Raw genomic sequence first — 14500 nt, 5'->3', positions numbered from 1 at the left:
GAGATTATTTGTGGATATTAAATACTATCTAGCCAGTTCAGTATTTTTATTGAGTTCATTGCTTTCAGTAGTGCATGCTGCTGTCCCGACAGATAAAACCATCATTAGTTGGATTACCAACCTTCAAGACTCAAATGCTAATCCACCACAAGCCATTCAGATTGATCATACTGAAAAAGTGAAATTAGTTTCGGGTGAAGAAGCTTATTTATCTGGTGTGAGTTTTGAAAATGCAGGTCGTAACTTTTGGGCAGGTTATGTGCTGACTCGACCCAAGCTTAAACAAGCTCAAATATTAAAAGAGTTTGGTGGGCAATCGAATACATTTAAAGTTCATTCAACTGTGTACAAGGGTAAATCGATTGAATTAGTTGAAATCGAAAGTGCTGGCTCAGGACAGGGTGCAGTCGAATCTACAAAAAGTTTAGTTTATCTCAACCAATGGAATGCAAAGTTAATAACAGAAGTTCAAGAGTCATCTTATGCTGGACGTTTTGATGAAAAACTTGAAAGCGAAGATTGTCGTACTGGTGCTGATAATACTGGCTATTTAAATGTGATGCCTTATTCTTCGTTTGTTGTTAAAACGACAGTCATGGGCGATGCATGTGATGACAAACCGAAAGGCTATAAGGTGAATAGCACCATCATCCCTATTGTGGTGAATGAAATAAAATAAAAAAAGCTAACAAGCGAGCTTGTTAGCATAGGAGCAACTTAGAGTTGTGAAGCTTAGTTGATTGTTTTTATTTTTCTAGTTATTACTGACAATTCCTATTTTAGTGACATTACTTTGCTGAGCTAAAGCCATCACCATCGCAATATTTTTATATTCTGCTTGGGCATCAGGTTTAAATTTAATTTGATCCTGATCTGCCTTTTGAGCCACATTTTCAAACAGTGCTTTTAGTGCTTGGCGATCCGCGACCACCTGATCATTCCAAAAAATTTGACCTTGAGCATCGACACGTAAATTGATCACTTCAGGCGGTTTTTGGTCAGTCGGCGGCGGAGGCGTACCGTTTGGCAAGTTGATATTAATGGCATTATTTGGAATTGGGATGGTAATGATGAACATGATTAACAATACCAACATGACATCAATTAAAGGTGTCATGTTGACATCAAGCATGACATCATCTTCACTACTTTTTGGACCGACATTCATACCCATGAGTGACTCCTTAATCTGACCTTATGGTGAACTAGGTGGTGTAGTGACAAATGCGATTTTGCCAATACCAGCTTGTTGAGTTGTACTTATAACCTGATCAATCGCCTCATAATGTGTAAGTTGGTCACCACGAATATGAACCTCAGGTTGAGGGCGTTTTTGCGCCTCAACTTGAAGACGTGCAAGCAAGGTTTCTTTATTTGCAACGTGTTGTTCATTCCAGAAAATATCGCCAGTTTTATTGACTGAGAGCTGAATATTTTGTGGCGTGGTGGCATAAGGCGTATTTTTTTCTTCAGGAAGTTTGACTGGAATGGTATGCGTGACGACTGGAACAGTAATTAAAAAGATAATTAGCAATACCAACATGATGTCCACAAGCGGAGTCGTATTTATCGTTCCGATTACATCATCGTCACTTTGATCTGAATTAATCATCATGCCCATAATCGTATTCCTTATTTAGAATTACGGTTTGGGTGATTGCTGTTTAGGTCACCACTGAGAAGTACAGCATGTAGGTCTGAGCCGAAAGAGCGAACATTGTCCATCACGGCTTTGTTACGGCGAGTGAGCCAGTTATAACCAAGTACAGCTGGTACTGCGACAGCAAGGCCAATTGCAGTCATGATAAGTGCTTCACCAACAGGTCCAGCAACTTTATCGATAGATGCTTGCCCTGAAATGCCAATTGCAGTTAATGCGTGGTAGATGCCCCAGACTGTGCCAAATAATCCAACGAAAGGCGCAGTTGAACCGACGGTAGCGAGGAAAGCTAAACCATTGCCAAGATGACTTTGGACTTTTTCAATTGCACGTTGAATTGAGATCGTCACCCAAGTGTTGAAATCGATACGTTCTAATAATGTGCCGTCATGATGCTTTGTTGAGTGAATGCCTTTTTCAGCAATATACCGATAGGTACTGCTAGGATCTAAACTTTCTTTTGCACTATTTAATGTATCTGCTTCCCAGAAATTGCGTTCAGCTTCAGTGCCGTGACGCTTGATTTTACTTTGTTGAAATACTTTAGAAAAAATGATGTACCACGTTCCAATTGACATCAGAACTAAAATAAAAAGTGTGGTTTTTGCGACGAGATCACCTTCACGCCATAATGCTTCTAAGCCATAAGGGTTATGTACTTTTTCTTCTGTAGCGGGTAACGGTGGCGGAGTTGGTGTGGCTTGGGTAACGGCTTCAGTATTCGTTGTTGTGACAGCTGTTGCTTGCGTAGTTTCATCAGCCCATACCGTGTGAAATGGTAATAATGTACTGGTAGAAATGAGACCGATTGCTGCGAAGCGTACGATATGTTTTGCTGTTTTATTCATCTTAAATTCTCCAAAAATTTGTTTCATTTATTCAATTAATTAAGAAATTGTGAAAGAGTATTCAACTTCATACCAATCTTGTTGAGGAACGCCATCTTTCATTGCAGGAGTAAATGTACATAGACTAAATGCTTTCGAAGCGGCTTTATCTAAGGCTCTAACTCCACTGGATTTCTTAACTTTTGCATCTATCACTTTTCCTGAACCATCTACTAGAAGACGCATTCGAACAGTACCTTCTTCACCTGCCATTTCTTGTTCACGTGGATAGTCTGGTTTTTTACAGCCAGCTTCACCTTCGGAAACACCACGTGAAATGCCTGCTGGTTTAGCTGGAGCGGCAGGTGCGGCTGCAACGGTTGGAGCTGCAACTGGACTTGGACTTGCTGCAACAGGTGATGGTGTAGGAGTTGCATCCGTAACCTTTGTCGTCTGAGTCGGTGCAGGCTTTTGAACAGGTTTCACAGCTTCAACTGGTTTCGGCGGTGGATCAGGCATTTTTGCCACTTTCTCTACCATTTTGGGTGGTTCTGGCGGCTTTTCCTCTGGTTTTGGTGGTGGAGGAGGAGGTGGTGGTTCAATATCTTGAATAATCTGAAGTTCTACAGGCTTCTCGACTGGTTTAGTAAAATCAGTGGTTAAACTTGTTACTAAAATATAGGCGATCACAAGATGTAAAAATAAAACTAGACCAAGCCCGACGAGACGTTTGGCAGATTGATTTTCACTTTCAGCAAAGGGTATGCCCATAATTGCTCCTGAAAATGTAATCGCTGAGTTATATAAAAGTATTTAGGCTAGATTGAAAATCTTGATAGCAATTTTTATCTTATATAGACATCAGGATTACGTTGAACCACTACAAGACAAAAAGGAACGTCTTGCAGTGGTTAGAGTTTTAGAATTTATAAGTGCCTCTGAGGAAATATGCACGTCCCGTTACGTCGCTATAGCGAGGGTCATAACCATATTGGAAGTTATCGAGCACATTCGAAGCAGAAGGTTCAGCATCAAATAGATTTTTGATACCAGCAGTCAATTCTAGATTTTTAAAGCCTTTATACGTTCCTGAAAAGTTGTACAGGGTATAGTCACTTACGCGGTGATTATCATATTTCTCATCACCAATTTGGTTTTGATCTTTATAGCCACGGTAGAACTCTTGCTCGAAGACCATTTTCCAGTTTTCGTAGCTCCAGTTAAGATTGGCAACATGTTTCCAACGTAAGATTGCTGGATCATCGTATTTACCAACATAACCTTCCCATGCACCACCTTTCTCTTCTTGACGGTCGTATTTGATAACATATGTGCCATCAATGCCGAAGCCAAAACGACCAGTAGAAGTCATCGGTGAAAGATAATTTAGGGCTAAATCAATACCTTCAGTTTTAACTCCTCCCATATTTGTTAATGCGCTGTTGATATATTCCAATCGACCATCAGCACCACGAATGAAGCGATCTGCATATTTTTCAGGATCACCGAAAATCATTGCTTCACCGATGCTGTTAATTAGCCCATCAATTTTGATGTTGTAATAATCAGCAGAGAACACTAAATTTTTGATCGGTTCTACAACAAAACCTGCTGTAATTGAGGTTGATTCTTCAGGTTGTAAGTCTTTTGTACCACCTTGGGTACGATAGAATTGGGTATTACATTCAGTTTGGTATTCAGGTGATATAGCCTTGCCATTTGGACATAGCACAGGGTCATCGTAGCGAGCACCCGTATAAGTTTTACTTTGAGGGGCATTGATGTCATATAAGCTTGGTGCTCGGAAACCAGTACTGTATGAGGTACGGAACATTAATTGTTTAATCGGCTCCCAGCGGAATGCGATTTTAGGATTAAATGTATCACCAAAATCACTATAGTCATCATAACGAGCAGCGAGTTGTGCTTCTAAGGTTTTGGTAATTGGAACATGTAACTCTGCAAAAGCTGCGGTGATATCTCTCTTACCTTTACTTTCAGGTTTACTAGGATCAATACCGCTACCAGGAACTTGGCTGACGATTTCTGAGTTCACATTGGCTTTCCAGTCCTGTTTACTAAAACTACCTCCCAAAGCAAAGCCTACGTCACCAGCAGGCAAAGTGTAAATTGGACGACTAATAGTAAAGTCAAATGTGGTGGCTGTGAGCGTACCAGTGTTGGTATCGCCTTTCACTTCAAAGGACTTCCAAAGCTCCTGATTTTCACTAGGGCCAAAAGGATTAATGGTTCCATTGTTTAATGCATCTTGGAGTTTACTTTTGTTTAAATACCCTCCAGCAAAACCGTCTGTCGCTTCGCTACGTGCATAAGATAAACCTGTATTGATATCCCAACCGTAAGCTTCACCCTCTAAAGAGATTAATGCCCGATGTGATTCATTCACTGGATTCGACATACGGTTTCCAGCTTGTGATCTTAAATAGAGTTCTAGAGGTTCACCACTTAAACCAGCGACAGCAGGAGTTATGCCATTACCAGGATAGTATGGACTAGTAGAGGGAAGGGTAACGGAGCGGCTGTAAACATCAGGTGCAATAGATGTAGTCACTTCATTTCGTGAGTAAACATATTCAGCGATAGCATTGAAATTATCATTTAATTTGAACGTACCACGCCCTAAAGCAGATATCGTTTCTGTTTTGGGTACAATTCCTATCAATGCTTGTGTGTTGAGATAGCAGAGCCCACCATCAGCGATAGTATTCGGTGCATTATTACAGTTTAGATCGCCATAAGGATTACCAAGAGCTCCTGTAACTGGATCACGAAAATTTGCTGGGAAACCATTTGCAGAGGTTCCATCAATACCAAGCTCAGGTATTAAACCACCGCGTTGGCTAATTTTACGGTCTTTCGCCATAATGTCATTTGAACGACGATAGTCAATAACTCCCATGAGGTTAAAGCCTTGTTCATCAAGATCACCATAGCCCCCAAAAATTGAAATGTCTTGTTTATCACCACCACTTTGTTCTGGTTGAATAAAGCCAGCACTAATATTTAAACCTTCAAAAGACTTCTTAGTGATAAAGTTGATTACCCCAGCAATTGCATCCGCACCATAAATTGCCGAAGCACCATCACGTAAAATCTCGATACGATCAACCATTGCCATTGGAATAATATTTAGGTTTGTGGTTGAAGTACTAAATGGACTGTATGCTAAACGTCGACCATTTAATAAGATTAATGTTTTATCAGTACCTAATGCTCGAAGATTCGCAGAAGAACCCTCAGTATTACTTGCACCAACATTTTGAGCTGTAGAAAATCCTGCTTGATTGGCACTAACCTTGGTTAAAGCTTCTTCGACTGTCGTTACACCTTGCTTTACAAGGTCATCTGCTCTAATCACCGTGATCGGTGATGCACTTTGTGCAGCAACGCCCTTGATCGATGAACCTGTAACTGCAACTTTTACGACTTTCGTCGGTTTCTCATCGGTAGATGATTCTGTTTCAGCAGCATGGGTCATAGTTAAACACAACATACTTAGGCTCAGGGTACTGAGTTTTAGTATGCATTTGCTCGCTTTTGGCATAGCACTTGATTGAACGAAATTGGTATTTTTCATTGAATTTATAACCCCTAAATAGATGGTCACTCTAAAAGAATGAACAAAAGCGTTTTAGCAAGACATGTGCCAAATACGATTTTTAAGGGGAATTTAAACTAGATTTTAAAGTGTAAAAGTGTTCTACTTTTAAAAATAAGTTTTTCATATTTTTACTAATTATTAAAAAAATATGAAATTAAAAAATTTTTTCAAATTGTCATTTTTTTACAAAAACCATAATTTTTTTATGAGCATTAAAATGAATCATGCTATTTTTATGATGCGTTAAATTGGTGCGAATTAATTTTATTTTAGTTATTTTAGGTGTTTAGATCTAGGTATTTATTTGGCTAAAAAACTATATAAGAAAATATGATTTGGCATAAAGTTACTCTTCATTAAGGTGAGAAAAAATAATATTTTAGACTATGTGTTAAAAGTTTTTTAATTGATAAAACTATTTTATTTGAAAAGTGGCATGAAAATAGCAAATGTTTTCTGGTCTTAAAGTAGATTTTTCCACTTTTATTATTTTTGCGAAAGGTAAAAAATAATTAAATTTATGATTTTGCTAAGAAAGGTCATTTAATTAAATGAAGGTGGTTAAGTCTTTGTGTGGTTGAATGCTATTCGAAAGTCTAGTATTTATTAAAAAACGATAATGTGAGCATTGAGTTGAAGTCTAAATTTTTTACGGTCACGTTGTTTTCAACCGTTGTTGCATTTGCGCCGATGGGATATACCAAAACCCCAGCACAAGCTGACAAAGTTCTTCGAATCGCTTTTGAAGCGCCAGATGATGGTTTTGATATGGTGAAAACCTTCAATTTTTATAGTGGCAATGTTGCGGATGTCATTTTTGAAAGACTTGTCCAATACGATTATTTAGCCAATCCAGTAAAACTAGTTCCATCTACGGCTGAAAGTATGCCGACCATTCAGGACAATGGGAAAGTTTATATTTTTAAAATAAAACCAGGTATTTATTTTACAGACGATCCCGCTTTCAAAGGTAAACGGCGAGAGCTAGTTGCTGAAGATTATATTTATTCAATTAAACGTATTTTAGATCCGAAAAACCACTCCTCATCTTTTGCTTTTATCGATCATAAAATTGTCGGCGCAAATGCACTTGTCGATCAAGCGAAGAAGTCAGGAAAATTTAATTATGATGCTTCTATTCAGGGTCTAAAAGCTTTAGATCGATACACGATTCAATTTACTTTGACCCAGCCTGATTATAATTTTCCATATATTTTGGCATATAGCACATTTGGTGCGACAGCTCGCGAAGTAGTTGAATACTATAAAGACCGTTTAGGTATGCATCCTGTAGGTACAGGACCTTACATGCTAAGTAAATACGTACCACGAAGCAAAATTGAATTGGTTGCAAATCCTGATTATCGCGGCTTTGTTTGGAATTTTAAGTCCACTGGAACAGCTTGGGATAATCAACTGGTTAAAGAAATGAGTGGTAAGCAAATGCCGCAAATTGGTAAGGTCAACATTAGTATTATCGAAGAAGAGCAATCTCGTTGGTTGGCATTTCAATCGAAACAACTCGATTTTGATAAAGTCACTGCGAATGCTATTCCCAAAGTCCTCGATCAAAATAATCATTTAAAACCTGAGATGAAAAACAAAGGTGTTCAGCTTTATCGCAATAAAGAGGCTGAGATTACCTATTCTATGTTGAATATGCGAGATCCGATTGTCGGTGGCTCATCTTTAGATAAAGTTGCACTGAGACGAGCAATTGCACTGTCATTTGATGTAAATGAATATATTCGTATTTTAAGAAAAGGACAGGCTGTAAAAGCTGAAATGCTTGTGCCAGCTGGGGTGAATGGTCATAACCCAAATTATCGCAGCAGTATCGGATACAACCCTGTTTTAGCCAATAAACTACTTGATCGATTTGGCTATAAAAAAGGGGATGATGGCTATCGCACATTGCCTGATGGTAAAGCACTGACTTTGAAAATAAATACTGAAAGTGGCTCGGCTTCTGTCATGTATTCAGAGTTGTGGAAGAAGAGTTTAGATGCGATTGGGATTCGGTCTGATTTTAGAGTCAGCAACTTTGCCGATAATTTAAAAGCAGCAACGCAATGTCAATACATGATGTGGAGTGGTGCTTGGCATGCGGATTACCCTGAGGGAGAGAATTTTACTCAACTTCTTTATGGGCCTAATGTTGGACGCGGTAATCAGTCATGTTATCAGTCAGATGCTTATGACAATTTATATCGACAAGCGATGCAACAACCGCCTGAAAAACGAATGCCGTTTTACGAAAAAATGAGTCGACAAATAGAAGCAGATACGACTTGGATTTTACAAGATACACGAATTAGAAACTGGCTGATTCAACCCGAAGTTCAAGGTTTTAAAGCCCATCCAATTATGAATTCCAATTGGCAATATTTAGATATTGCTTCACCACGTCAAAATAAGTGATGAGTTTATGATGAAGCAAAAGTTTAAGCTTTCTTTACCTCGCTATGCCTTAGCGCTTTTGATTGGTAGCTCTATCAGCTTAAGTGCAGCATGGACTGAGGCTAAAAGCCCAGCAGATCCGAATAAGGTTTTGCGCTATGTATTTCCTGTTGCCGAAACAGGGTTTGACCCAGCTGGTGTGCATGATCTGTATTCGGCACATGTCAATGGTTCGATTTTTGAAACGCTATTTACTTATGATTATTTGGCTTCACCTGCAAAATTAGTACCTCGAACGGCAGTGGCTTTACCTGAAGTCAGTGCAGATGGTTTGACCTATACCATTCGTGTGAAAAAGGGTATTTATTTTGCCGATGATCCCGCGTTCAAAGGTAAAAAACGAGAGCTGACAGCTGCAGATTATGCTTACACATTCAAACGTTTGCTTGATCCAACATTGCGTTCACCAAATAGTTGGTTGTTGGATGGGCGGATCGTTGGGATGGAAGCCTTACAGAAGAAAGCGCAAAAAACAGGGAAGTTTGATTACGATCAGCCTGTTGCTGGTTTGCAAATGCCTGATCGGTACACTTTGGTGATTCGCCTAACTAGCCCTGATCAAAACTTTCCGATGTTATTGGCACATCAGCCTGCTGGTGCTGTTGCACGAGTAGTGATTGAAAAATATCGAAACAAAGCTGGCTTTGCGATGGGACATCCTATAGGCACAGGGCCTTATATGCTGTCGAGCTGGACGCCGGGTTCACGGATTATTTTAAAAGCCAATCCCGACTTTAGAAGTTTTGTGTGGAACTTTAAAGCAAGCTCAGCGGATGATGAAAAGATCGTTAAAGCCATGCAAGGCAAGCAAATGCCACAAATTGGTGTGATTGATATACAAGTGATGGAAGAGGGGCAGTCTCGTTGGTTGTCGTTTAGCAAAGATGAAGTCGATCTATTTCAATTAGAGGGCGAGCTTGTTTCCCAAGCCATAAAGGAAGGAAAGCTTAAACCTGAATTAGTTAAAAAAGGCGTGCAACTGTCTCGGATTGTTGATCCTTCAATTGATTATCACTATTGGAATATGCAAAACCCTGTTGTCGGTGGAATGAGTAAAGAGAAAATTGCACTTCGCCGTGCGATGTCGATGGCTTTTTCCGCGGATAACTATATCAATATCTTGCAAAAAGGCGATGCAAAAAAACTACAAGCCCTGATCCCAGAAGGAATTGTGGGGTATGACCCAAATTATAGAAGTAGTATTCCTTATTCAGTCAAAGCCGCGAATTTATTGTTAGATCGCTATCACTATAAAGTGGGGGCAAATGGTTGGCGAACTTTGCCGAATGGTAAGCCCTTAGTCATTGAAATGACGGTGAGTGGAAATAGTTTGCGTAGTCAACAACAAGCTGAGTACTGGAAGAAAATCTTGGATAGTCTAAAGATCCAAATGACGACACAATCTTTACCTTTTTCAGAAGCATTAAAGTTAGAAAAACAGTGTAAAACCATGTTTAAAACATCTGCTTGGATCGCTGATTATCCTGATGCTGATAATTTTATGCAGCTGTTCTATAGCAAAAATATTCATGCCAGTAATAACAGTTGTACCAGTATTCCTGAGTTTGATCGTTTATATGAGCAGACACAGAAAATGGCACCTGGACCTGAGCGTGATGCTTTATATCGCAAGATGTCACGGGTACTAGAAGTGTATATGCCTGTACAGGTCATTGGCGCTCGTTATCGAAATATTCTGGCGCAACCTCGCGTAATTGGATTTAAAAAGCATCCCATTCTGCCTGCTGAATGGATGTACATCGATATTGACATGAAGAAATAGAAATTAAAAAACTGGAGTAGTGATGAAAAATCAAACATTCAAATTGACCACATTATGTCTATGTGCAATCGGAGCAAGCCAAATTGCTGTTGCTGAAACGGCTGTTCGTCAGACCTTACCTCAATTTCAAGCCAAAGACATTCCAGTGCTCTGTGATGAGAAAATTAATGAAGTCAAAAATCAGTTGAAGAACTTGGAGACATTAAAATTAAAGCAAGATGCTCCTGCTGCACCTGTGCTTGCTGAATGGGATCGTATTTTTGCATCTTTTGAAGACTTCTATGGCCCGATTGGCTTATATAGCAATGTTTCTCCCGATGAGGCCGTGCGCAAAGCATCTGATGACTGTGAAATTAAAATCAGCCAGTTCCAAACCGATATTTTGCAAAACCCAAAACTATATCAGCAATTTAAAAAGCTAAAAGCATCGGATGCAATTGATACTAAATTCCGCGATGACATTCTCTATGACTTTGAAAAAACGGGCATTCAGTTACCAGCGGCTAAGCAAAAACGCTTAAAAGCGATCTTGGATGAACTCACAAAAATTGAGCAAGAATATGCCCGTAATGTCCGTGATAATCAGGAAAAACTTGAATTCACCCCAGATGAACTCAAAGGATTACCGCAAAGTTATATTGACGGTTTAAAGAAAAATGATAAAGGTAACTATTTACTCGGTTTCGAATATCCTGAATATCGCCCATTTATGGAATTGGCGGACAATGATGATGCGCGTAAACGTTATCAAATAGCATTCACTCGTCGTGGTGGAGAAAAGAATTTAGCCTTACTCAAGCAAGCGATGGATTTGCGATATGAACTTGCGCAATTGTTTGGCAAGGCAAACTATGCTGAGTGGGTATTACAAAAACGTATGGCAAAAACACCAGAAGCTGTTAACAAGTTTCTAGCCGATGTTCACGCCACAGTTGCACCTTTAGAACAAAAAGAAGTCGATACTTTACGTGCGTTCAAAGCCAAAACTTTAAATATCCCACTTGAGCAAGCCACAATTGAACGATGGAGCGAAGCGTATTGGAGTGAAAAATTACGCAAAGCTGAGTATCAAGTTGATCAAGAACAGTTACGTGATTATTTTCCAACTCAAGCTGCACAAGATTGGTTATTTGCAATTTCATCTAATTTATATGGCATCGAATTTAAACCCGTGAAAGTGGCTGCTTGGCAAGATGAAGTTGAATATTACGACGTCACTGATGCCAAAACAGGGAAGCTTTTGGGTGGACTTTATATGGATAAATTTCCACGCGAAGGAAAGTATGGACACGCTGCGGTATGGGGCGTTTATGGCGGCAGCACACTCACACAACGTAAACCGATTTCTGCTTTAGTCACTAACTTTAACCGTAAAGGGTTAAATAGCGATGAGTTAGAAACCTTTGTACATGAGTTTGGACATGCCTTGCATGGCATTTTATCCAACACACGCTATTCCTCTCAATCAGGCACTTCAGTGGAACGCGACTTTGTTGAAGCACCTTCGCAGATGTATGAAGAGTGGGCGAGACGTAAAGAAACACTGTCTAAAGTTGCTGATTACTGTAAACCCGCTTGCCCTCGTGTAGATGATGCTTTAATTACGAAGTTAAATGCAGTGCACAATTATGGTCGTGGTTTACGTTATGCACGTCAGGCACTCTATGCACAATATGATATGGCGTTACATGGCAGCGATGCTTTAAAAGTACAGCCTTTAGATGTTTGGAAAAAAATGGAAAGTGCAACAGCACTGGGTTATGTACCAACGACAGAGTTTCCGGGGCAGTTTGGTCACATCATGGGTGGCTATCAAGTTGGCTACTATGGCTATATGTGGTCTGAAGTGATGGCTTTAGATATGTTGTCAGCTTTTGGAAATAACCTAAATAATCCAGAAGTAGGGCAACGCTACCGACAAACGATTTTATCTCAAGGTAGTCAAAAACCAGCACAAGCACTCGTTGAAGATTTTCTTGGGCGAAAACCTGATAACAAAGCTTTCTTTGATGAAATTACAGGTCAACGAGTGAAATAAGGGAGCATCTTTATGCTGGCATATATCATACGACGTATATGGCAGATGATCCCGACCATGCTTGGGGTTGTACTGCTGATTTTCTTCCTGTTTAACTGGGTTGGGGGCGATCCAGCCTATATCTTGGCAGGGAAAATGTCGAATCCAGAACAGATCGAAAATATCCGACAGCAGCTCGGTATTGATCAACCTTATTACGTTCAGCTATGGATTTTCATTAAGCAGATATTGACCTTTGATTATGGGGTGAGTTGGAGTACAGGTGAATCTGTATCTCAAATCATTATGACGCGTTTAGGACCATCACTGACCTTATTGATCCCGTTGGTGGTGCTTCAAACCGTGATCTCAATCATTCTTGCGCTGGCTGTTTCTGCGGTTCGTGGCAGCTTGACTGATCGTATGGTGATGATGATGTGCACGATAGGCATGTCGATCAGTATCTTAGTTTATATCATTGTTTTTCAATATTTCTTTGCTTATCAGTTGAGTTGGTTTCCAGTTCAAGGGTGGAGTGATCGTTTTACTGAAAATTTATTCAAATATTCACTATTACCTATTCTGATTATGTTGGTGGTGAGTATTGCTCCAACTCTACGTTTATACCGCAGTTTTGTATTAGATGAAGTCAATCAGGACTATGTTCGTACCGCGCGTGCTAAAGGGGTGAGTGAGCGCCGTGTATTTGGTGTACACGTGCTGCGTAATGCATCTATTCCAATCGTGACAGATGTGATGGCAACTTTGCCAGCATTATTGATCGGTGCATTTTTGATTGAGCGTTTCTTTGGGATTCCGGGAATTGGGCGGGAAGTGATTATTGCGGTTGAGCGTAGTGATTTCCCTGTGATTAAAGCGATTACCGTGTATGTCGCCGCAGCAACGATGATTTTTAATCTCATCGCAGATCTGGTCTATAAATTGATTGATCCACGTGTGCAGTTGAAGTAGGTGGGAATATGCTGAGTATATTATTGAAAAAAAAGGCAGCTACTTCATCTGACACAGCTTCGTCAGGATTATGGCAGTTAGCAATGCGACGTTTAAAAGCAGATCGTATTGCGATGGCTTCTTTATTCGTGGTGTTGTGCTATTTCTTGGTGTTGATTTTGTCTGTGACGGGTGTGATTGCTTCAGACTGGAATAAAGAGGTTGCGGTAAGTTACGCACCCCCGAGTTTCATCGGTGCAGATAAGAGCGATAATCAGGCTGAGCAAAAAACTGAGGTGATTGAAGCTTTACCAGAGAATCCTGTTGATCCTTTAAAAGATGTGATTCATGAATTAAATGCTGAAATTGCTAAAGAGCAAAAAACAGGTTCACCAGTTGATTATTATGGTGTGGTCGATCCACTCGCAGAAGATATGCAAGCGATTGATCAGCAACTTGATGGACATTTACTTGATCAACAAGTCGAACTTAAACAAACCTTGCCATTTGGGGCTGATAAATGGGGACAAGATGTTCTATTGAAAACCATTAAAGGTGCAGAAACTTCTATTCTTGTAGGATTGTTATCGGCTTTGCTTGCTGTTGTCATCGGTACATTTTTGGGGGCAATTGCGGGTTACTTTGGTGGTTGGGTGGATGATGTCTTGAACTGGTTCTACAACATTTTCACCTCCATTCCTTATTTACTCTTGGTTCTTGCAATTGCTGCAGTACTTCAACAAAAAGGAATTTTGTCAATTGTCCTGATCTTAGGTTTGACAGGCTGGACAGGTGTATTTCGTCTCATCAGGGCAGAATACATGAAACATAAGTCACGTGAATATGTCCTTGCTGCCAAAGCGATTGGTGTGAGTCATTTACGTCGTATGTTTGTACATATCTTTCCAAACGTTAGCCATATTGCCTTAGTGCAGATTTCAATTTTAGTTGTCGCATTTATCAAATCAGAAGTGATCTTGAGTTTCTTGGGTTTTGGTGTCCCTGTTGGCGTGGTGTCATGGGGCAGTATGTTGAATGAAGCGCAAAGTGAGTTGATCTTAGGGAAATGGTGGCAATTGGCAGCTGCATCGATTGCAATGGCAGTATTGGTGACAGCATTTTCAATGTTCACTGATGCATTACGTGATGCATTAGACCCTAAACTGAAATAGCGGAGTGA

At 39.9% G+C, this 14500-nt stretch carries 11 protein-coding genes; 6 read left to right on the top strand and 5 right to left on the bottom strand.

What is annotated here, in order from left to right:
• Window positions 1–10: 10 nt before the first annotated feature.
• Window positions 11–679 carry a hypothetical protein gene (locus F959_RS13895; protein ID WP_004881195.1) on the top strand — a complete coding sequence of 223 codons (669 nt, stop codon included), beginning with the start codon at window positions 11–13 and terminating at the stop codon, window positions 677–679.
• A 75-nt stretch (window positions 680–754) separates the two neighbouring features.
• On the opposite strand, the gene F959_RS13890 is transcribed toward F959_RS13895, so the two are convergent.
• From F959_RS13890 to F959_RS13870, 5 genes are all read right to left on the bottom strand, one after another.
• On the bottom strand, window positions 755–1174 hold the full coding sequence (locus F959_RS13890) for an ExbD/TolR family protein (protein ID WP_004881193.1): 420 nt from the start codon (window positions 1172–1174) through the stop codon (window positions 755–757).
• 21 nt (window positions 1175–1195) lie between these two features.
• Complete coding sequence (locus F959_RS13885) at window positions 1196–1621, bottom strand: ExbD/TolR family protein (RefSeq protein WP_004881191.1); 426 nt, start codon at window positions 1619–1621, stop codon at window positions 1196–1198.
• Between the two features lie 11 nt (window positions 1622–1632).
• Window positions 1633–2508, bottom strand: coding sequence for a MotA/TolQ/ExbB proton channel family protein (locus tag F959_RS13880; protein ID WP_004881190.1), 876 nt, complete (start codon window positions 2506–2508; stop codon window positions 1633–1635).
• A gap of 39 nt (window positions 2509–2547) precedes the next feature.
• Complete coding sequence (locus tag F959_RS13875; protein WP_004881187.1) at window positions 2548–3258, bottom strand: energy transducer TonB; 711 nt, start codon at window positions 3256–3258, stop codon at window positions 2548–2550.
• 148 nt (window positions 3259–3406) lie between these two features.
• Window positions 3407–6085 (bottom strand): TonB-dependent receptor, encoded by a 2679-nt coding sequence (locus F959_RS13870; protein WP_029424865.1) that lies wholly within the window; start codon window positions 6083–6085, stop codon window positions 3407–3409.
• A 657-nt stretch (window positions 6086–6742) separates the two neighbouring features.
• On the opposite strand from F959_RS13870, the gene F959_RS13865 reads away from it, so the two are divergent.
• From F959_RS13865 to F959_RS13845, 5 genes are read left to right on the top strand one after another with little or no spacing between them, the layout of a single operon-like run.
• A complete protein-coding gene (locus tag F959_RS13865; RefSeq protein ID WP_004881183.1) occupies window positions 6743–8530 on the top strand; it encodes an ABC transporter substrate-binding protein in 1788 nt (595 codons plus the stop codon).
• Between the two features lie 10 nt (window positions 8531–8540).
• Window positions 8541–10352 (top strand): ABC transporter substrate-binding protein, encoded by a 1812-nt coding sequence (locus F959_RS13860; protein WP_004881181.1) that lies wholly within the window; start codon window positions 8541–8543, stop codon window positions 10350–10352.
• A gap of 22 nt (window positions 10353–10374) precedes the next feature.
• A complete protein-coding gene (locus F959_RS13855) occupies window positions 10375–12390 on the top strand; it encodes a M3 family metallopeptidase (protein WP_004881180.1) in 2016 nt (671 codons plus the stop codon).
• Between the two features lie 12 nt (window positions 12391–12402).
• Complete coding sequence (locus F959_RS13850) at window positions 12403–13341, top strand: ABC transporter permease (protein WP_004881178.1); 939 nt, start codon at window positions 12403–12405, stop codon at window positions 13339–13341.
• 8 nt (window positions 13342–13349) lie between these two features.
• Window positions 13350–14492, top strand: coding sequence for an ABC transporter permease (locus tag F959_RS13845; RefSeq protein WP_004881176.1), 1143 nt, complete (start codon window positions 13350–13352; stop codon window positions 14490–14492).
• The last annotated feature ends 8 nt before the right edge of the window (window positions 14493–14500 follow it).

Origin of the sequence: Acinetobacter venetianus RAG-1 = CIP 110063 (assembly GCF_000368585.1) — a bacterium.
GTDB classification, from domain to species: domain Bacteria; phylum Pseudomonadota; class Gammaproteobacteria; order Pseudomonadales; family Moraxellaceae; genus Acinetobacter; species Acinetobacter venetianus.
The sequence above is the reverse complement of the archived record's forward strand: the minus strand, read 5'-3'. Positions and strand labels throughout refer to the sequence as shown.